This is a genomic window from Geodermatophilus telluris, assembly GCF_900102745.1.
Lineage (GTDB): Bacteria > Actinomycetota > Actinomycetes > Mycobacteriales > Geodermatophilaceae > Geodermatophilus > Geodermatophilus telluris.
The window spans coordinates 222,333-241,497 of record NZ_FMZF01000005.1; the positions used below are offsets into that span (position 1 = coordinate 222,333).

Here is a 19,165-nt window from a genome sequence, read left to right on the forward strand (position 1 = left end):
CCGCCGCCGGGAGGTGCTCGACGGCTCGGGGACAATGGCGGCGTGAGCTCTCCGTTCCGCGCGCTGCCGCCCCAGGTCGACCTGCCCGCGCTCGAGCAGGACGTCCTGCGGCGCTGGGAGGAGCGCGGCGTCTTCGCCCGGTCGCTGGCGGCCACCGAGGGCCGGCCGCAGTGGGTGTTCTACGAGGGGCCGCCCACCGCGAACGGCCGTCCGGGCACCCACCACATCGAGGCGCGCGCGTTCAAGGACGTCTTCCCGCGGTTCAAGACGATGCAGGGCTGGCACGTGCCCCGCCGCGCCGGCTGGGACTGCCACGGCCTGCCCGTCGAGATCGCCGTCGAGCAGGAGCTCGGCTTCGCCGGCAAGCCGGACATCGAGCGCTACGGCATCGCCGAGTTCAACGCCCGCTGCCGCGAGTCGGTCATGCGGCACGTCGACGCCTTCAGCGAGCTCACCCGCCGGATGGGCTACTGGGTGGACATGTCCACCGCCTACTGGACGATGGACCCGCACTACGTCGAGAGCGTCTGGTGGTCGCTGCAGCAGGTCTTCGACAAGGGCCTGCTGGTCGAGGACCACCGGGTCGCCCCGTACTGCCCGCGCTGCGGCACCGGGCTGTCCGACCACGAGGTCGCCCAGGGCTACGAGAGCATCACCGACCCGTCGGTGTACGTCCGGCTGCCGGTCACCGACGGCGAGTGGGCGGGCGAGGCCGACCTGCTGGTCTGGACGACGACGCCGTGGACGCTGCCGTCGAACACCGCCGTCGCGGTCAACCCCGACGTGACCTACGTCGTCGCGCGGCGCGGCGAGGACACCCTCGTCGTCGCCGAGCCGCTGCTGGGCGCCGTCTTCGGGGACCTCGACGACGTCGAGGTGCTCGCCCGCACCCCCGGCCGCGACTGGGAGCGGACGCACTACCGCCGTCCGTTCGCGCTGGTCGACTTCCCCGAGGGGGAGGACACCCACTTCGTCGTCCTCGCCGACTACGTCACCACCGACGACGGCACCGGCCTGGTGCACCAGTCCCCCGCCTTCGGCGCCGACGACCTCGCCGTCTGCCGCGCCTACGGCCTGCCCGTGGTCAACCCGATCGACGCCACCGGCCACTTCCTGCCCGACGTGCCGCTGGTGGGTGGGCACTTCTTCAAGGCCGCCGACGCCGCGCTGGTCGAGGACCTGCAGGCCCGGGGCGTGCTGTGGCGCGAGCAGCGCTACGAGCACAGCTACCCGCACTGCTGGCGCTGCCACACGCCGCTGATGTACTACGCGCAGCCCTCCTGGTACGTGCGCACCAGCGCGGTCAAGGACCAGCTGCTCGCCGAGAACGAGAAGACCCACTGGCACCCCGAGACCATCCAGTGGGGCCGCTACGGCGACTGGCTGAACAACAACGTCGACTGGGCGCTGTCCCGCGACCGGTACTGGGGCACCCCGCTGCCGATCTGGCGCAACGACGCCGACCCCGACCGGGTGGTCGTCGTCGGCTCGCTGGCCGAGCTGTCGGAGCTGGCCGGCCGCGACCTCACCGGCCTGGACCCCCACCGGCCCTTCATCGACGAGGTGACCTTCACCCGCCCCGGCGAGGAGGGCACCTACCGGCGGGTGCCGCAGGTCATCGACGCCTGGTACGACTCGGGCTCGATGCCCTTCGCCCAGTGGGGCGCGCCGCACCGCAACCAGGCGGAGTTCGAGGCCTCCTACCCGGCGCAGTTCATCGCCGAGGCCATCGACCAGACCCGCGGCTGGTTCTACTCGCTCATGGCCGTGGGCACGCTGGTGTTCGGCCGCAGCTCCTACGAGGACGTGCTGTGCCTCGGCCACATCCTCGCCGAGGACGGCCGCAAGATGAGCAAGCACCTGGGCAACATCCTCGAGCCCATCCCGCTGATGGACCGGCACGGCGCCGACGCCGTCCGCTGGTTCATGCTCGCCGGCGGCTCGCCGTGGTCGGCGCGCCGGGTGGGGCACGAGACGCTGTCCGAGGTGGTCCGCAAGGTCCTGCTGACCTACTGGAACACCGCGAGCTTCCTCACCCTGTACGCCGAGACCAACGGCTGGGACCCGGCCACCTCGCCGGCCCCGCCGCGGGCGCAGCGGCCGCTGCTCGACCGGTGGGCGCTGGCGCAGCTGGCCGCGGTCACCGAGGGCGTCACCGACGCGCTGGAGGCCTTCGACACCCAGGGCGCAGGCCGGCTGCTGGCGCAGTTCGTCGACGACCTGTCCAACTGGTACGTGCGCCGCTCGCGCCGCCGGTTCTGGGACGGCGACCCGGCGGCGCTGGGCACGCTGCACGAGGTGCTCGACGGGCTGACCCGCCTCCTGGCGCCGTTCACCCCGTTCCTCACCGACCACGTGTGGACGACGGTCGTCGCGCCCGGCCTGCCCGGGGACGCCCCCGACTCGGTGCACCTCGCCGCGTGGCCGGCCGTGGACGCCGACGCCCGCGACCCGCAGCTGGTGGCGCAGGTGGACCTGGTCCGGCGGCTGGTGGAGCTGGGCCGCTCGGCGCGGACGTCGGCGAAGGTGCGCACCCGGCAGCCGCTGGGGCGCGCCGTGGTCGCCGCGGCCGGGTTCGGCGCGCTCCCCCGCGACCTGGTCGCCGAGGTGGCCGACGAGCTCAACGTCGCCGAGCTGGCCGACCTGTCCGCCGTCGGCGGCGACCTGGTGGACGTCAGCGTCAAGGTCGACTTCCGCGCCGTGGGCCGGCGGCTCGGCAAGCAGGTGCAGGCGGTGGCGAGGGCCGTCGCCGCCGCCGACGCGCCCGCGCTGGTCGCCGCCTACCGGGCGGGGACGGCGTCGGTCGACGTCGACGGCGCGACCGTGCCGCTGGAGGACGGCGACCTGGTGGTCACCGAGACGCCGCGCGAGGGCTGGACGGTGGCCAGCGGCGGCGGGCTGACCGTCGCCCTCGACCTGACCCTCACCCCGGAGCTGGAGCGCGCCGGGCTCTTCCGCGAGGCGGTGCGGCTGGTGCAGGAGGCCCGCAAGAGCAGCGGCCTGGAGGTCAGCGACCGGATCGCGCTGTCGTGGGCCGCCGAGGAGCCGATGCGCACCGCGCTGACCGAGCACGCCGACGCGCTCGGTCGCGAGGTGCTGGCCACCACGGTGCGCGAGGGCGCCGTCGACGGCGACGGGGTGTTCGAGGGCCCCGGCGGGCTGCGCTTCACCATCGCCCGCGCCTGACCGCCCGGGCACGCGATGATCAGGTGACCTGATCGTGGAGTGTCCTACCCGACCGTGGGACGTCGGGTGGGACGCGCTGGGATCAGGTCACCTGATCATCGAGCGGGGACCCTCAGTCGCGGCGGGCGGCTCTCCGGGCGCGCTCGACCCCGGCCAGGTACCGGTCGGGGCCGCACACCGAGCACGGGGTGAACCCGTCGGCGCGCGCCTCGCCCACCGGCAGCGGGACGGTCTCCCGGCCGGTCAACCAGCGGCAGTCGCCCAGGTGGTAGCGCGGGTGCTCGTCGACCACGAGGACCTCGTCGGTCAGGTCGACGACGATCAGCAGGTCGGTGACCTCGACGTCCTCCTCCGCGGGGTCCCCGGACGCGTCGGCGGCGCCGGTGCTGGCGGGAGGCGCGGCCGGGCGGGCGGTGTCCCGGGGGCCACCGGTCCCCGCGGGGTCCTCCGCCGCGGCGGGCCGCTCGTCGGGCGGGGGTGCCGGAGCGTGCCGGGCGGGCGCCGCGGGCGCCTGCCCGGTCGCCGCGGGCGGGCCGGACGGGCGGGCGTCGCCGGCGGGTGCCGGGGCGGCGGCCGGGGTGCGCCGCCGGGCCAGCACGAGCAGCACCACGGCCAGGCCGCAGGCGCCCACGCACGCCCAGTACCAGGCGCTGACGCCGGTCAGCACCCCGGCGACGAACAGGCCGAGGCCGGCGAGGACGAGCAGGGCCGCCGCGGGGATCACCGGCCGCCCCCGGCCGCCGGTGACCCCGCGCGACGGGGACGGCGGTCAGTCGCCGGCATGCCCGATGCGGCGCCCGGTCTGCGCGGAGAACACGTGCGCCTCGCCCGGGCGGATGGCGACGTGCACGACCTCGCCCTTGGCCGGGGGGCGGCGCGCGTCGGCCCGCAGGACCAGCGGCCGGTCGGTGGTCTCGCCGGTCTCCGGCCCCGCCTGCAGCCGGCCGTAGGCGAAGGCGTCCGAGCCGAGCTCCTCCACGACCTGGACCTCGACGGGGAAGCCCTCGCCGGGCGCGACGAACTGGACGGCCTCGGGGCGGAAGCCGAGCGTGGCGGTCCGGCCGCCCTCCTCGGCCAGGAAGCCCACGACCGAGCGCGACAGCGGCACCGGGTGCCCACCCAGGACCGCGCCGCCTTCGCTCAGCGGCGCCGGGACGAGGTTCATCGCCGGGGACCCGATGAAGCCCGCGACGAACTCGTTGGCCGGCCGGTCGTAGAGGGCGCGGGGCGTGTCGACCTGCTGCAGGACGCCGTCCTTGAGCACCGCCACCCGGTCGCCCATGGTCATGGCCTCGACCTGGTCGTGGGTGACGTAGACCGTCGTCGTCCCGAGGCGGCGCTGCAGCGCGGCGATCTCGGTGCGGGTCTGCACCCGGAGCTTCGCGTCGAGGTTGGACAGCGGCTCGTCCATGAGGAACACCTGCGGGTCGCGGACGATCGCGCGACCCATGGCCACGCGCTGCCGCTGGCCGCCGGAGAGGGCCTTGGGCTTGCGGTCGAGGTACTGCTCGAGGTCGAGCAGCCGGGCCGCCTCCCGCACGCGGGTCAGCCGCTCCTCCTTGCCCATCCCGGCGATCTTCAGCGCGAACGCCATGTTGTCCGCGACCGTCATGTGCGGGTACAGCGCGTAGTTCTGGAAGACCATCGCGATGTCGCGGTCCTTGGGCGGCAGCTTCGTGACGTCGCGGTCGCCGATGCGGATGGACCCGTCGGTGACCTCCTCGAGCCCGGCGAGCATCCGCAGGGACGTCGACTTGCCGCAGCCCGAGGGACCGACGAGGACGAGGAACTCGCCGTCGGCGATGGAGAGGTCGAGCGCGTCGACCGACGGGCGGTTCGCCCCCGGGTACACGAGCGTGGCCCGGTCGTAGGTGATGGCGGCCATGGTCTTCCTGAGCATCCCTTCCGCGCCGTTGCAGAGCGCGCCCACTGTGACACGCAGGGGTCCGGTCGACCAGCGTCCGGCCCCGGTGGCACCCGTCCGCGCCATCGACCGTGACCGGCCCGTGACCTGGACGGCAGCCGTGTCCGCCACTCGGGGGGCGTTGCGTAACGGTTTCAGCAAGGTGCCGGGCGACTCCGCACGGTGAGGCTTATGGTCCCCCGGCGACCGTGACGGCCGGCACCTGCCCGGCACGTCCACCCGGACCCGGACACCCGGGCCCGGACACCCGAACCCGGACCACACGCTGCGGGGACCCCCGCAGGGAGCTGGAGGACGACCCCATGACGATGCGCGCGAGAGGCCGGCGCAACGCCGCGCTGGCCGGCGGCCTGGGCGTGGCGATGGTGCTCGCCGGCTGCGGTGCCAGCGAGACCAGCGGCGGCGGCGGTGGCGACACCGCGGACGCCGCGGACCTGAGCATCGACTGCGCGCCCTACGAGGAGTTCGGCGACCTGGAGGGGCAGACGGTCAGCGTCTACACCTCGATCGTCGACCCCGAGGACCAGCCGCAGATCGACTCCTACGTGCCCTTCGAGGAGTGCACCGGCGTCGACGTGCAGTACGAGGGCTCGCGCGAGTTCGAGGCGCAGCTCGTCGTCCGCGTGCAGAGCGGCAACGCCCCCGACATCGCCTTCATCCCGCAGCCGGGCCTGCTGGCCACCCTGGTCGGCACCGGCGCCGTCGTCCCCGCGCCCGAGCAGGTCGTGGCCAACGTCGACGAGTACTGGGACGAGAGCTGGAAGACCTACGGCACCGTGGACGGCACCTTCTACGCCGCTCCCCTGGGCGCCAACGCGAAGTCCTTCGTCTGGTACTCGCCGTCGGCGTTCGAGGACGCCGGCTACGAGGTCCCGCAGACCTGGGACGAGATGGTCGCGCTGTCCGACCAGATCGCCGAGAGCGGCGGCAAGCCGTGGTGCGCCGGCATCGGCTCCGGTGACGCCACCGGCTGGCCGGCCACCGACTGGCTGGAGGACGTCGTCCTGCGCTCGGCCGGTCCCGAGGTCTACGACCAGTGGGTCAACCACGAGATCCCCTTCAACGACCCGCAGATCGTCGAGGCCCTCGACCTCGTCGGCGGCATCCTGAAGAACCCCGACTACGTCAACGGCGGTCTCGGCGAGGTGCAGTCCATCGCCTCCACCGAGTTCGGTGACGCGGGCCTGCCCATCCTCGACGGCAGCTGCTTCATGCACCGCCAGGCGTCCTTCTACCAGGCCAACTGGCCGGAGGGCACCGAGGTGGCCGAGGACGGCGACGTGTTCGCCTTCCCGCTGCCGCCCATCGAGGGCGAGTCGGCCCCGGTCCTCGGCGGTGGCGAGTTCACCGCCGCGTTCAACGACGAGCCGGCGGTGCAGGCCTTCCAGACCTACCTGTCCTCGGCGGACTGGGCCAACGTCAAGGCCCAGGTCTCCGGCCCGGGGTGGGTCAGCGCCAACACCGGCCTGGACGTGGAGAACCTCGTCTCGCCGATCGACCAGCTCGCCGCCGAGCAGTTCCAGGACCCGAACGCCGTGTTCCGCTTCGACGGCTCGGACCTGATGCCCGGTGAGATCGGCGCCGGTGCGCTCTGGACGGAGCTGACCAACTGGATCGCCAACGACAAGCCGACCCAGCAGGTGCTCACCGACGTCGAGAACGCCTGGCCGGCGGCCTGACGCACGAGGTCCCGGCAGCCACCGGCTGACGGGACGCCCCACCCACCCCGGAGGCCGGGGGGACCACAGCGCCGCTGCGGTCCCCCCGGCGTTCCGTTGCCGGAGAGAGGTCGTCAACGGTGCAGTGGTTCCTCGACGCGAGCACCACGGGGCACAAGCTCGCCCTGATGGTGGTCGCCATCCTCCTGTTCGCCGCCGTCATGGGCGCGATCCTGTTCGCGGTCGACCGGCCGCGGCGGGTACCGAACTGGGTCGTCGCGGCCGGCTTCCTCGGCCCGACCGTCCTGCTGTTGCTCGTCGGGCTGGTCTACCCGGCCCTGGACACCATCCGCGGCTCCTTCTACAGCCGGGACGGCTCGGAGTTCGTCGGCCTGGACAACTACGCCACGGTCTTCACCACCGACAGCTTCCAGACCGTCCTGCTCAACACGCTGCTGTGGGTGGTCCTGGTCCCGCTGGTGACCACCGGCCTGGGCCTGGTCTACGCCTACCTGGTCGACCGCACCCGCTTCGAGTCCCTGGCCAAGGCCCTCGTCTTCCTGCCCATGGCGATCTCCATGGTGGGCGCCGGCGTCATCTGGAAGTTCGTCTACGAGTACCGCCCCGACCAGCCGGGCGTGCGTCAGATCGGCCTGCTCAACCAGCTGCTGGTCCTCCTCGGCATCGAGCCGCAGCAGTTCCTGCTCAACGCGCCGTCGAACACCTTCTGGCTGATCGTCGTGATGATCTGGATCCAGGCCGGCTTCGCCATGACCGTGCTGTCGGCGGCCATCAAGGCCATCCCCGACGACATCGTCGAGGCCGCCCGCCTCGACGGCGTCGGCGGGATCCAGATGTTCCGCTACGTCACCGTGCCGAGCATCCGGCCCGCGCTGGTCGTCGTCCTGACGACGGTCGCCATCGTGACGCTGAAGGTCTTCGACATCGTCCGGACCATGACCGGCGGCCAGTTCGGCACCAGCGTCGTGGCCAACGAGTTCTACACGCAGGCCTTCCGGCAGTTCAACGTCGGGCTGGGCGCGGCGCTCGCCGTCCTGCTGTTCGTGCTGGTCATCCCGATCATCGCCTACAACGTCCGCCAGCTGCGTCTCGCCGAGGAGATCCGATGACCACGACCACGCCGGTCATGGCGCCCGTCCCCGTCGACGAGCGCCGGCTCACCCGCGCCGAGCGCCGAGCGGTCGCCGCCCGCACGAAGTTCAGCTCCCCCGCGGCGTCGGTCATCGCGCTGGTCATCGCGGTGCTGTGGACGGTGCCGACGCTGGGGCTGCTCATCACCTCCTTCCGGCCCGAGCTCGACATCCGCCGCTCGGGCTGGTGGACGGTGTTCACCGACCCGACGTTCACCCTCGACAACTACAACGAGGTGCTCTACGGCGGGGGGACGAACTTCGCCTCGCTGTTCGTCAACTCGCTGGTGATCACGCTGCCGGCCGTCGTCATCCCGATCACGCTGGCACTGCTGGCGGCCTACGCGTTCGCCTGGATCGACTTCCCCGGGCGCAACGTCCTGTTCGTCGCGGTGTTCGCGCTGCAGGTGGTGCCGATCCAGGTCACCCTCATCCCCCTGCTGAGCATCTACGTCGACACCGGGCTGGCCGGGTCCTTCTGGACCATCTGGCTGTCGCACTCGATCTTCGCCCTGCCGCTGGCGGTCTTCCTGCTGCACAACTTCATGAAGGAGATCCCCGCGTCGCTGGTCGAGGCGGCCCGCATGGACGGCGCCGGCCACGTGAAGATCTTCTTCCAGGTGCTGCTGCCGCTGCTCACGCCGGCGATCGCGGCCTTCGGCGTCTTCCAGTTCCTCTGGGTCTGGAACGACCTGCTCGTGGCGCTGACCTTCGCCGGCGGCGCCCCGGACGTCGTCCCGCTGACCGTGCGGGTGGCCGAGCTGGCCGGCACCCGCGGGTCGGACTGGTACCTGCTCGCGGCGGGCGCGTTCGTGTCGATCGTGCTGCCGCTGGTCGTGTTCCTCGGCCTGCAGCGCTACTTCGTCCGCGGCCTGCTCGCCGGCAGCGTCAAGGGCTGAAGGACCTCCTCCTCCCCCACCCCTCGCGAGCTCGGGGCGGGCCCCTAGGAGGAGGCCATACGACGAAGGGCCCCGGACTCGCGTCCGGGGCCCTTCGCCGTGTGCGGGGTCAGGCGGGGGCGTGCTGGCTCTGCCGGCTGGCCGAGGACGGCTCGGCCGAGCCGCGGGTGTCCAGGTCGCGCAGGTGGGACTCGAGGTAGGAGCGGAAGCGAGTGCGGTACTCCCGCTCGAAGGTCCGCAGCTCCTCGATCTTGCGCTCGAGGTTGGCCCGCTTCTCCTCCAGGCCGCCCATGACCTCGGTGTGCCGGCGCTCGGCGTCCTGCTCGAGCGCGGCGGCCTTGGCCCGGGCCTCGCGCTCCATCGTGTCCGCGCGGGTGCGGGCGTCGCTGAGCATCGAGTCGGCGCGGGTGCGCGCCTCGGTGACCATCTGCTCGCTCTTGGCGCGGGCCTCGGCGACCATCCGCTCGCTGTTGCCCTTGGCCGTGGCGACCATCTGGTCGGCCTGCGACTTCGCCTCGTTGACGTAGCGGTCGGCGGTCTCGGAGGCCAGCGCCAGCATGCGGGAGGCGCGCGCGGTGTCGTCCTCGCGCAGGGCCGGGGGCGGCGGCGCGGGGGCCGGCGTCGGCTCGGGGGCGACCGGCTGGGCGGTGACCCGGCCGGTGCTCGAGCCCGCGCGCAGCTCGTTGTTCTCCTCGATGAGCCGGGCCAGCTCGGCCTCGACCACGTCGAGGAACGCGTCGACCTCGTCCTCGTCGTAGCCCCGCTTGCCGATCGGCGGCTTCTTGAAGACGACGTTGTGCACGTCGGCTGGCGTGAGTGGCAACGGGCTCACCTCGTGGTGGACGGCGGATAGGGGTCGGTCGGTCCCACGCGCGGGCCGCGCGGACTCGGGGTCACGCGCCGATGGCGAGCGACAGCGTGATGCTCCGCAGGATGTAGACGGCGATCAACAACACCATAAAGGCGAGGTCGAGACGGATGGACCCCAGGTTCAGGGGCGGGATGACCTTCCGGATCACCTTCAGCGGCGGGTCGGTGGTCGCGTACACGACCTCCAGGCCCGCGGCCACCAGCCCGGAGGGCCGCCAGCTGCGGGCCAGCACCATCACCCAGTCCACGACGAAGCGCGCGAACAGCAGGATGAGGAAGACGAGCAGGACCGACGACACGATCTGCCAGAAGAGAGCCACTGTCCTCGTTCGTGCCGGGGCACCTGCGGTGCCGGGTGGGCCTGACCTCCTGCGCCCCGGCCGACGGCGTCAGGACTGGTCGAAGAACCCGCCCTCGCGGATCTTGGCCTTGTCCTCGGCCGTCACGTCGACGTCCTGCGGGCTGAGCAGGAACACCTTGGCCGTGACCGGCTCGATGCTACCGCGCAGGCCGAAGATGAGGCCCGCAGCGAAGTCCACCAGCCGCCGCGCGTCGGCGTGGTCGAGCTCGGTGAGGTTCATGATGACCGGGCTGCCGTCGCGGAAGGCCTCGCCGATGGCGCGCGCCTCGTTGTAGGTCTTGGGGTGCAGCGTGGTGATCCGGTAGGGCTCCCGCACCGGGGCGGGGGCCGGCTCGGGGGCGACGGCCACGGGCTCGCGGGCGGCCAGGCCCGCCGCGGCGCCCGCACCGACCGGGCCCAGCCGGGCCGGGCCGACGGACGCGGCGGTCACCGGGGCGGCCGGCGGCTGGGCCAGGCCGAGTCGGGTGGCACCGGCGCGGCGCAGCGCGACCGGCTCCGGGTCGGGCGCCGGCGCCAGCTCCACCCCGCGGCCGCGCTCGCCGGGACGGCCGGCGTCGCGGTCGTCGTCGTAGCGCCGGTCGTCGAGGCGCCGGTCGTCGAGGCGGCGGTCGTCGAGCCGCCGGTCGTCGCGCCGGTCGTCGTAGCGGTCGTACTCGCCGGCGTAGGAGTCGAAGGAGCCGTGCGGGTCGGAGGTGTAGCGGTCGTCGTAGCGGCCCTCGTAGCGGCCGGGGCGGCTGTCGAAGCGGTCGCCGTCGAAGCGGTCGCCGTCGAACCGGTCGGCGTCGAAGCGCTCGCCGTCGTAGTGCCCGGCGGGGTCGGCCTGGCGCGCGTCGTAGCGCCCGTAGGCGCGGGCGTCGTCGTCCTCGACGAGTCCGAGGTAGATGCCCATCTTCCGCATGGCCCCGGCCATCAGACCTCCTCCGCGGACCCCTCCGGTGGGACCCCTGTGACTGGTGTGACTCGGGGCGAGGTTAGGGGTCGCGAGCCGAACAGCGCGGTTCCGACACGCACGAGCGTGGCGCCGGCCGCGATCGCCTCCTCGAGGTCGCCGCTCATCCCGGCCGAGACCTCGCGCGCGGCGGGGTGGTCGGCGCGCAGCCGCTCGGCCAGGGCGGCGAGGCGGGCGAAGGCGGGCCCGGGCTCCTCGTCGCGGGGGGCGACCGCCATGAGACCGCGCAGCCGCAGCCCGGGCAGGCCGGCGACGGCGTCGGCGAGGGCGGGGACGTCGGCCGGGGCGGCGCCGCCGCGCTCGGCCAGCTCCCCCGCGGCGCCGCCGAGGTCGACCTGGACGAAGACGTCGACCGGGTGGCCGCGCTCCTCCCCCGCTCGCGACAGCGCCCGCGCCAGCGACGACCGGTCGAGCGAGTGGACGACGGCGCCGGTGCGCGCCACGGCGGCGGCCTTGTTGCGCTGCAGCTGGCCGACGAAGTGCCACTCGAGGGGCAGGTCGGCGAGCTCGGCGGCCTTGGCGGTGAGCTCCTGGGCGCGGTTCTCGCCGAACGCGGCCTGCCCGAGGGCGGCCAGCGCGCGGACGTCGTCGGCCGGCCAGGTCTTGCTCACCGCCAGCAGCCCGACCGACGCCGGGTCGCGGCCGGCGGCGCGGGCGGCCGCCGCGATGCGCTCGCGGACGGCGCGGAGCCGGTCGGCCGGTGAGGTCACCCCGCGATCATGGCGCGCTCAGCCCAGCCAGGTGACGCCGGCCTGGCGGCCGGTGACGCCGTCGCGGCGGTGGCTGAACAACCGCCGGTCCTCGACGGTGCAGCGCGGGTCGTGCACCACCTGCGCCACCCCGGCGCGGGTCACCAGCTCCGCGAGCCCGGCGCGCAGGTCCAGCCCCGGCGTCCCCCTGCGGGTGCGGACGGCGGCCGCCGGCGCCACCCGCGCCACCTCGGCCTGCATGGCCCGGGGCACCTCGTAGCAGGCGCCGCACACGGCCGGGCCGAGCAGCGCGGTGGTGTCGGCGGGGCGGCTGCCCAGGCGCCCCATGGCGGCGAGCGTGGCGGGCACGACGCCGGCCCGCACGCCCTCCCGGCCGGCGTGCACGGCCGCGACCACCCCGGCGACCGGGTCGGCGAGGAGCACGGGCACGCAGTCGGCGACCAGCACGCACAGCACCAGACCGGGCGTGCGGGTGACGACGGCGTCGGTGGCCGGGAGGGGGCCGTCGACCGGCCCGTCGACGACGGCGACGCCGGTGCCGTGGACCTGGTCCATCCAGACCAGCCGGTCGCCGGGCACGCCGAGCTCGCGGGCCAGCCGGGCGCGGTTGGCGGCGACGTCCGCCGGGTCGTCACCGACGTGCCCGCCCAGGTTGAACGCGTCGTAGGGCGGCCGCGACGAGCCGCCCCGCCGGTCGGTGACGACCCGTCGGGGTCGCACCGCCGGCGAGGCGGGCGAGGCACTGGAACGGCCCCCGTGCAGGGGCCCGCCCCGAGCGGAGCGAGGGGTGGGGGGCACGGGGGTCCTTCTCCTACTGGCGGAGGAACTCCGGGATGTCGAGCTCCTCCTCGAAGTCCTCGTTGCCGAGCGGACGACGACCGGCGGCCGGGGCGGCCGAGCCGGTGCCCGCGGCGGCGTTGTGCACCGGCGGCAGCGGCGGGACGGTGAGGCCGCCCTGCGGAGCGGGCCGGACCGGGGCCGGGGCGGCCGGCGCCGGGGGCACCTGGCCGACCAGCCGCTCGCCGGTGGCGCGCGGCAGGCTCGGGCTCGACGGCAGCGACGGCGGCTGGGCGACGCGCGGCGGCGCCGGCGGGGCGGCCGGGACCGCGGCCACGCCGCCCTCCTTGCGGGCCGAGGGGCGGCCGCCGTCGAAGCCGGCGGCGATGACGGTCACCCGGACCTCGTCGCCGAGGGCGTCGTCGATGACCGCACCGAAGATGATGTTGGCGTCGGCGTGCGCGGCGTCGGAGACGAGCGAGGCGGCCTCGTTGATCTCGAACAGGCCGAGGTCGGAGCCACCGGAGATCGACAGCAGCACGCCGTGGGCGCCCTCCATCGAGGCCTCCAGCAGCGGGCTGGCGATCGCCTGCTCGGCGGCCAGCAGCGCCCGGTTGTCGCCCCGCGCGCTGCCGATGCCCATGAGCGCCGAGCCCGCGCCGGACATGACCGACTTGACGTCGGCGAAGTCCAGGTTGATGAGGCCCGGGGTGGTGATCAGGTCGGTGATGCCCTGGACACCGGAGAGCAGGACCTGGTCGGCGGTCCGGAAGGCGTCCATGACGCTGACGTTGCGGTCACCGAGCTGCAGCAGCCGGTCGTTGGGGATGACGATGAGCGTGTCGCACTCGTTGCGCAGCTCCTCGATCCCCGACTCGGCCTGCACCGCGCGGCGCTTGCCCTCGAAGGAGAACGGCCGGGTGACCACACCGATGGTCAGCGCGCCCAACTTGCGGGCGATCGAGGCCACGACGGGCGCGCCGCCGGTGCCGGTGCCGCCGCCCTCGCCCGCGGTCACGAAGACCATGTCGGCGCCCTTGAGCACCTCCTCGATCTCCTCGCGGTGGTCCTCGGCGGCCTGGCGGCCGACGTCGGGCTGGGCGCCGGCGCCCAGGCCGCGGGTGAGCTCGCGGCCGACGTCGAGCTTGACGTCGGCGTCGCTCATCAGCAGCGCCTGCGCATCGGTGTTGATGGCGATGAACTCGACGCCCTTCAGACCGACCTCGATCATCCGGTTGACCGCGTTCACGCCACCGCCGCCGATGCCGACGACCTTGATGACCGCGAGGTAGTTGTGCGGAGGTGTCATGTGGGGCTCCCGACCTCGACCCTCATCCTCAAGTAAAGCCTTATAGTTATGTCAACTGGGTCGACGCGCACGAAGTTAGGTGGGCGTTCGCGGGGCCTACAAGCACCCTCCCCGGTCCGGCGTGTCGCAGGAGCCGAACACCACGGATCTCCAACGACCCGCTGGTCACATCTACACCACGGTCGGTGACGACCCGCCTGTCCCGAGCCTCAGGTCCGGGTCGAGACCTGCTCCCGGCGACGTCGTGCGGAACTCACCAGGTCATCTGCCGTGTCGGGCGTGTCGCGTCGGTGGGCGTGTCGGCGGAGGGCGCCGTCACAGCGGTGCGCGCCCGCCTCGACACGCACGGCGACGAACCCGGGGACGAACCCGGGGACGAACCCGGCGCCGGCCGGAGGGTCCTCAGCGCAGGACGACGGCGCCGGGCGCGCTGACGTCGATCGTCCCCGCCGGCTCGAGCCCCCCGGAGGAGAGCTGGGCGAGCAGCGCGACGAGCGCGTCGGACTTGCCGGTGGCGTCGTCGGCCCCGCCCCACACCACGGTGGTGCCGTCGGCGAGGGTCAGCGTGACGTCCTCACCGGAGGTCGCCGAGGCCGCCGCCACCTCGCCGCGCACGTCGGCCGGCAGCGAGACCAGCGCGCCCAGCGCCGCGCGGGTGGCCGGGTCGTCGGGGCCGGGGTCGGCGACGTCGAGCGGGACGACGCCCGCGGGCGCCTCGCCGGTGACCGTGTCGAACAGGACTCCCCCGGCGTCGACCAGGGCGCGGGTGCCGGTCTGCTCGACGACGGCGACCGGTCGCCGCTCGACCACCGTGACGACGACGCTGCGCGGCCACCCCCGGGTGACCTCGACGGAGGCGACCTGGGGCAGCCGGGCGACGCGCTCGGCGGCGGCGTCGACGTCGACCCGCAGCAGCGGCGTCCCGTCGGGCACACCGGCCGCGGTGCGCACCTGCTCGGCGGTCAGCGTGGTGGCGCCGTCGACCCGGACCGCGTGGACGGCCAGCAGCGGGCTGGCCCACACCGCCCACCACAGCGCGGCGACCGCCGCGACGGCCAGGGCCGCGCGCACCAGCCGCCGGCGGCGCCGCTCGGCGGGGGTGTCGGGCCGCCGGCGGCGGCGCGCCGGCCGGACGACCTCCGCCGGGACCGCGCGCTCCCGATCGGCGGTCGTGCGGCCGGTGCGGCTCACCGGTCGGGGTCGGCGCAGCCGCCGCCGGTCCCGCCGCCGTCCCCGGTGCCGGTGCCGGCGAGGGCGGTGAGCACCTCGGGGCCGAGCATGGAGACGTTGCCGGCGCCCATGGTGATCACCAGGTCGCCGGGGCGGGCCCGGGCGGCCAGGGCCGGGGCGGCCGCCGACCAGGAGGGCTCGAAGTGCACCTGCTCGGCCGGCAGCGGCACCGCGTCGGCGACCATCGCGCCGGTGACGCCGGGGACGGGGTCCTCGCGGGCGCCGTAGACGTCCATCACCACGACCTCGTCGGCCAGGCCCAGCGCCTCGCCGAAGGCGGCCGCGAACTCGCGGGTGCGGCTGTAGAGGTGCGGCTGGAAGGCCACCACCACGCGGCCGCCGCCGGCCACCGCGCGCGCCGCGTGCAGCTGGGCGGTCACCTCGGTGGGGTGGTGGGCGTAGTCGTCGTAGACGCGCACGCCCGCGGCGGTGCCCTTGAGCTCGAAGCGGCGGTGCACCCCGCCGAAGCGCTCCAGCCCCGCCACCAGCCCGGCGGCGGGCAGGCCCAGCTCGAGCCCGGCCAGCAGCGCCGCGGCGCTGTTGCGGGCCATGTGCTCACCCGGCACCCGGATGCGCACCCGGCCGAGCTCCGTGCCGTCGAGGACGGCGGTCCAGCTGGTCGCGTCCTGGCCGACCTCGAGGTCGACCAGCCGCAGGTCGGCGTCCGCCGCGGTGCCGTAGGTGCGCACCTGCGCCGGCGTGGGGACGTCGCGCAGCCGCGCCGAGCCGGGGTCGTCGGCGCACAGCACGACGAAGCCCGCGGGGTCGACGGTCTGCAGGAACCGGTCGAAGGCCGCCTCGACCGCGGCCAGGTCGCCGTAGTTGTCCAGGTGGTCGGCCTCGACGTTGGTGACGATGCCCCCGTACGGCGCCAGCAGCAGGAAGGAGCGGTCGCTCTCGTCGGCCTCGGCGACGAAGACGTCGCCCTCCCCCGCGTGCGCGTTGCTGCCGGACTCGTTGAGGTCGCCGCCGATGGCGAAGGAGGCGTCGACGCCGCAGGCCTGCACGGCCACGGTGAGCATCGAGGTGGTCGACGTCTTGCCGTGCGTGCCGGCGACGGCGACGCTGCGCCGCCCGGCCATCACCGCGGCCAGGGCCACCGCCCGGGGCAGCACCCGCAGGCCGCGCGCGCGGGCCGCGGCGAGCTCGGGGTTGTCCTCGCGGATGGCCGAGGACACCACCACGGTGTCGGCGTCGCCGAGGTGCGCGGCGTCGTGACCGAGCTCCACCCGGGCGCCCAGCGCCCGCAGCGCCAGCAGGGTCGGGGTGTCGCGGCGGTCGCTGCCCGACACCGCCACCCCGCGGGCCAGCAGGATGCGCGCGATGCCGCTCATCCCGGCACCGCCGATCCCGACGAAGTGCACCGCGCCGAGCTCCTCCAGCGCGGGCACCGGGTCGGTCCACGCGGCGGTCGCGTCAGCGGTCACCGGTCGCCACCTCCAGGACGATGTCGGCCAGCCGGTCGTCGGCGTCGGGGACGCCGGCCGCGGCGGCGTGCGCGGCGTACCCGGCCAGGGCTGCGGGGTCGGTGAGCAGCGGGACCAGGGTCGACCCGATCCACGCCGCGGACAGGTCGGCGTCGTCGACCAGGAACGCGCCGCCGGCCTCGACCACCGGCAGCGCGTTGCGCCGCTGCTCGCCGTTGCCGATGGGCAGCGGCACGAACGCCGCGGGCAGCCCGACGGCCGAGAGCTCGGCCACGGTGACCGCCCCGGAGCGGCACAGCGCCAGGTCGGCGGCGGCGTAGGCGAGGTCCATCCGCTCCAGGTAGTCGACGACGACGTAGGGGGCCGCGCCCGCCGGGCGGGGCGGCACGGTGACGTCGGTGTTCTTCGGGCCGCGGGCGTGCAGCACCTGCACGCCCGCGGCCGTGAGCGCGTCGGCCGCGGCGACGGCGGCCCGGTTGAGCGACGCGGCGCCCTGCGACCCGCCGAAGACCAGCAGGGTGGGCCGGTCGGCGTCCAGGCCGAAGGTGGCCCGGGCCTCGGCGCGGCGGGCGGCGCGGTCGAGGGTGGTGATCGAGGCGCGCAGCGGCATGCCCACGTGCTCCCCGCGGTGCAGCGGCGTGCCGGGCACGGTGACCGCGACCCGCGCAGCGATGCGGGCGCCGACCCGGTTGGCCAGGCCCGGCAGCGCGTTCTGCTCGTGCACCACGACCGGCACCCCCGCCCGGCGCGCGGCGAGGTAGGCCGGCAGCGCGACGTAGCCGCCGAACCCGACGACGACCTCCGCGCCGACCTCGTCGAGCAGCGCGCGGGTCTCGGCGACCGAGCGGCGCACCCGGCCGGGCACCCGCAGGAGGTCGAGCGTGGGCCGGCGCGGCAGCGGCACCGGCGGGATCAGCCGCAGGTCGTAGCCGCGCGCGGGCACCAGCCGGGTCTCCATGCCGCGGGCCGTGCCCAGGCAGGTGATCCGCACTCCGGCGTCGCGGCGGCGCAGCGCGTCGGCCAGCGCGAGCATCGGCTCGATGTGCCCGCCGGTGCCCCCGCCGGCGAGCACGACGCTGCGCACTCCCCCGGGCACGCCCTCCGGCGCTCCCCCGGCGGTCACCGGGACCGCCCCGGGCGGTCGGCGGGGCGGGCCGGCACGCGGTCGCGGTCGGGACGGCGGGCCGGCGGCGGGACGGCGCGCCGGTCGGACCGGTCGGGCCGGGGCGCCTCGGCGGGCCGGCGGACGGGGTGGGCGTCGACCGGGCGCCGCGGCGACGCGCCGGCGCGGGCCGCGGGGGCGCCGTCCCGGCGCTCGGGGCGGCCGGGGCGCGACCGGCGGGGCCGGACGGGGTCGACGGCGTGCTCGGGCACCGGCAGCAGCCAGCGGGCCAGGCGGCCGCGCTCGGTGCGCCGGGCGTGCTCGATGGCCTCGGGCTCGGACCGTGCGAAGCGGATGAGGATCCCCACGATGAACAGGGTGAGCACCAGCGAGGTGCCACCGGCGGACACGAGCGGCAGGGTGACGCCGGTGACCGGGAGGAGACCGACGACGTACCCCATGTTCATGGCCGCCTGGCCGACCAGCCACACGGTGATGGCGACGCTGGCCAGCGAGACGAAGCGGTCGGCCGCGCGGCGGGCGATCCGGAAGCCGGCGTAGGCCAGCACGGCGTAGAGGGTGACCACCACCAGGCAGCCGAGGAAGCCCAGCTCCTCGCCGATGATCGCGAAGATGTAGTCCGACTCCGCCTCGGGCAGCAGGTTCCACTTCATGGCGCTGTTGCCCAGCCCGACGCCCCACAGCCCGCCGGTGGCCAGCGCGTAAAAGCCGCGGATGGCCTGGAAGCCGGTGTCGGTGGGGTCGGCGAAGGGGTCCATGAACGCGGTGATGCGCTCCAGCCGGTAGGGCGCGGCCATGACCAGCAGGACGACGGCGGTGACGGCGGAGGCGAAGGCGATCGCCCAGACCCGCCACGGCGCGCCCCCGGCCCACAGCAGCCCGCCGACGACCAGCAGCAGGCTGACCACGGCCCCGAAGTCGGGCTCGCGGATCAGCAGGACCGACAGCAGGAGGAACACCGGGACGAGCGGGACCAGCAGCGTCCGGACCGTCAGCGACCGGCCGCGCAGGGCGAGCACGTGCGCGCCCCACAGGGCGACGACGAGCTTGGACAGCTCCGAGGGCTGGAAGTCGGTGAACCCGAGGCTGATCCAGGCCCGCGAGCCGTTGTAGGCCACGCCGACGCCGGGGACGAGCACCGCCACCAGCAGCAGGGTCACGACGACGAGCGCGATCGGCGACCAGCGCCGCAGCAGCCCGGTCGGCAGGCGCACCGCGACACCGAGCGCGACCAGGCCCAGCGCGGCGAAGACCAGCTGGTCCAGGCCCGGCTTCCAGGCCGGCTCGTCGTTGAGCGCGGCCTCGATCGCCGAGGCCGAGAACACCATGACCAGGCCGATGGCCAGCAGCAGGCCGGCCGCGCCGATGACCAGGTGGCAGCTGGTCATCGGGCCGTCGAGCCAGGCCGGCCCGCGCAGCCGGGGCCGGGCGCCGGCGGCCCCGGTGCGGGCGGCGCGGCCGGTGGTGCGTCGGGTGCCGCCACGGGACGGAGCGGTCCGGCTGTCCATCCGGCCATCGTCGCCGCTGACCGGCCCTCGCCCCTGCAGCAACCGCGCGTGTCGCGCCCGGCGCTCGGGGGCCGGACCGCCGT

The 19,165-nt window shown here is 74.9% G+C and carries 16 protein-coding genes; 4 read left to right on the top strand and 12 right to left on the bottom strand.

Annotation, left to right across the window (positions count from 1 at the left end; all coding sequences use genetic code 11):
• Nucleotides 1-42 precede the first annotated feature (42 nt).
• Nucleotides 43-3,186: an isoleucine--tRNA ligase gene (ileS, locus tag BLQ97_RS17000; protein WP_175471789.1), complete on the top strand. Its 3,144-nt coding sequence runs from the start codon at nucleotides 43-45 to the stop codon at nucleotides 3,184-3,186.
• Between the two features lie 112 nt (nucleotides 3,187-3,298).
• Here ileS and BLQ97_RS17005 read toward each other — a convergent pair whose 3' ends face one another.
• Nucleotides 3,299-3,910: a hypothetical protein gene (locus tag BLQ97_RS17005; protein ID WP_091367197.1), complete on the bottom strand. Its 612-nt coding sequence runs from the start codon at nucleotides 3,908-3,910 to the stop codon at nucleotides 3,299-3,301.
• Between the two features lie 45 nt (nucleotides 3,911-3,955).
• Nucleotides 3,956-5,071, bottom strand: coding sequence for an ABC transporter ATP-binding protein (locus tag BLQ97_RS17010; protein WP_091367198.1), 1,116 nt, complete (start codon nucleotides 5,069-5,071; stop codon nucleotides 3,956-3,958).
• A 341-nt stretch (nucleotides 5,072-5,412) separates the two neighbouring features.
• On the opposite strand from BLQ97_RS17010, the gene BLQ97_RS17015 reads away from it, so the two are divergent.
• The 3 genes from BLQ97_RS17015 to BLQ97_RS17025 all read left to right on the top strand — a co-directional run bounded on the left by BLQ97_RS17015 (nucleotide 5,413) and on the right by BLQ97_RS17025 (nucleotide 8,818).
• A complete protein-coding gene (locus tag BLQ97_RS17015) occupies nucleotides 5,413-6,789 on the top strand; it encodes an ABC transporter substrate-binding protein (protein ID WP_217637237.1) in 1,377 nt (458 codons plus the stop codon).
• Nucleotides 6,790-6,908: 119 nt separating this feature from the next.
• On the top strand, nucleotides 6,909-7,898 hold the full coding sequence (locus tag BLQ97_RS17020; RefSeq protein ID WP_217637238.1) for a carbohydrate ABC transporter permease: 990 nt from the start codon (nucleotides 6,909-6,911) through the stop codon (nucleotides 7,896-7,898).
• Nucleotides 7,895-8,818: a carbohydrate ABC transporter permease gene (locus tag BLQ97_RS17025; RefSeq protein WP_091367199.1), complete on the top strand. Its 924-nt coding sequence runs from the start codon at nucleotides 7,895-7,897 to the stop codon at nucleotides 8,816-8,818. Before BLQ97_RS17020 ends, BLQ97_RS17025 begins: the two co-directional genes overlap by 4 nt.
• A 109-nt stretch (nucleotides 8,819-8,927) precedes the next feature.
• On the opposite strand, the gene BLQ97_RS17030 is transcribed toward BLQ97_RS17025, so the two are convergent.
• The 10 genes from BLQ97_RS17030 to ftsW all read right to left on the bottom strand — a co-directional run bounded on the left by BLQ97_RS17030 (nucleotide 8,928) and on the right by ftsW (nucleotide 19,082).
• Nucleotides 8,928-9,641: a DivIVA domain-containing protein gene (locus tag BLQ97_RS17030; RefSeq protein WP_091367200.1), complete on the bottom strand. Its 714-nt coding sequence runs from the start codon at nucleotides 9,639-9,641 to the stop codon at nucleotides 8,928-8,930.
• A 70-nt stretch (nucleotides 9,642-9,711) separates the two neighbouring features.
• Nucleotides 9,712-10,008 (bottom strand): YggT family protein, encoded by a 297-nt coding sequence (locus tag BLQ97_RS17035; protein ID WP_091367201.1) that lies wholly within the window; start codon nucleotides 10,006-10,008, stop codon nucleotides 9,712-9,714.
• Nucleotides 10,009-10,077: 69 nt separating this feature from the next.
• On the bottom strand, nucleotides 10,078-10,959 hold the full coding sequence (locus BLQ97_RS24455; RefSeq protein ID WP_091367202.1) for a cell division protein SepF: 882 nt from the start codon (nucleotides 10,957-10,959) through the stop codon (nucleotides 10,078-10,080).
• Entirely contained in the window at nucleotides 10,959-11,708 is a 750-nt protein-coding gene (locus tag BLQ97_RS17045) for a YggS family pyridoxal phosphate-dependent enzyme (protein WP_091367203.1), read from the bottom strand. Before BLQ97_RS17045 ends, BLQ97_RS24455 begins: the two co-directional genes overlap by 1 nt.
• An 18-nt stretch (nucleotides 11,709-11,726) precedes the next feature.
• A complete protein-coding gene (pgeF, locus tag BLQ97_RS17050; RefSeq protein ID WP_091367204.1) occupies nucleotides 11,727-12,428 on the bottom strand; it encodes a peptidoglycan editing factor PgeF in 702 nt (233 codons plus the stop codon).
• A gap of 91 nt (nucleotides 12,429-12,519) precedes the next feature.
• Nucleotides 12,520-13,794 carry a cell division protein FtsZ gene (gene ftsZ, locus BLQ97_RS17055; RefSeq protein ID WP_091367205.1) on the bottom strand — a complete coding sequence of 425 codons (1,275 nt, stop codon included), beginning with the start codon at nucleotides 13,792-13,794 and terminating at the stop codon, nucleotides 12,520-12,522.
• 402 nt (nucleotides 13,795-14,196) lie between these two features.
• Nucleotides 14,197-14,985, bottom strand: coding sequence for a cell division protein FtsQ/DivIB (locus BLQ97_RS17060; protein WP_245692331.1), 789 nt, complete (start codon nucleotides 14,983-14,985; stop codon nucleotides 14,197-14,199).
• Nucleotides 14,982-16,451, bottom strand: a complete 1,470-nt coding sequence (gene murC, locus BLQ97_RS17065; RefSeq protein ID WP_091367206.1) for a UDP-N-acetylmuramate--L-alanine ligase — start codon at nucleotides 16,449-16,451, stop codon at nucleotides 14,982-14,984. The genes BLQ97_RS17060 and murC overlap by 4 nt, the downstream gene beginning before the upstream one ends.
• Complete coding sequence (gene murG / locus BLQ97_RS17070; RefSeq protein WP_175471790.1) at nucleotides 16,441-17,574, bottom strand: undecaprenyldiphospho-muramoylpentapeptide beta-N-acetylglucosaminyltransferase; 1,134 nt, start codon at nucleotides 17,572-17,574, stop codon at nucleotides 16,441-16,443. Before murG ends, murC begins: the two co-directional genes overlap by 11 nt.
• A complete protein-coding gene (ftsW, locus tag BLQ97_RS17075) occupies nucleotides 17,571-19,082 on the bottom strand; it encodes a putative lipid II flippase FtsW (protein ID WP_091367208.1) in 1,512 nt (503 codons plus the stop codon). Before ftsW ends, murG begins: the two co-directional genes overlap by 4 nt.
• Between the last annotated feature and the right edge of the window lie 83 nt (nucleotides 19,083-19,165).

Excerpts from the sequence above, each read along its gene's own strand:
- ftsZ (WP_091367205.1), bottom strand. The coding sequence starts at position 13,794 with ATGACACCTCCGCACAACTACCTCGCGGTCATCAAGGTCGTCGGCATC.
- BLQ97_RS24455 (WP_091367202.1), bottom strand. The coding sequence starts at position 10,959 with ATGGCCGGGGCCATGCGGAAGATGGGCATCTACCTCGGACTCGTCGAG.
- ftsW (WP_091367208.1), bottom strand. The coding sequence starts at position 19,082 with ATGGACAGCCGGACCGCTCCGTCCCGTGGCGGCACCCGACGCACCACC.
- BLQ97_RS17015 (WP_217637237.1), top strand. The coding sequence starts at position 5,413 with ATGACGATGCGCGCGAGAGGCCGGCGCAACGCCGCGCTGGCCGGCGGC.
- BLQ97_RS17010 (WP_091367198.1), bottom strand. The coding sequence starts at position 5,071 with ATGGCCGCCATCACCTACGACCGGGCCACGCTCGTGTACCCGGGGGCG.
- BLQ97_RS17025 (WP_091367199.1), top strand. The coding sequence starts at position 7,895 with ATGACCACGACCACGCCGGTCATGGCGCCCGTCCCCGTCGACGAGCGC.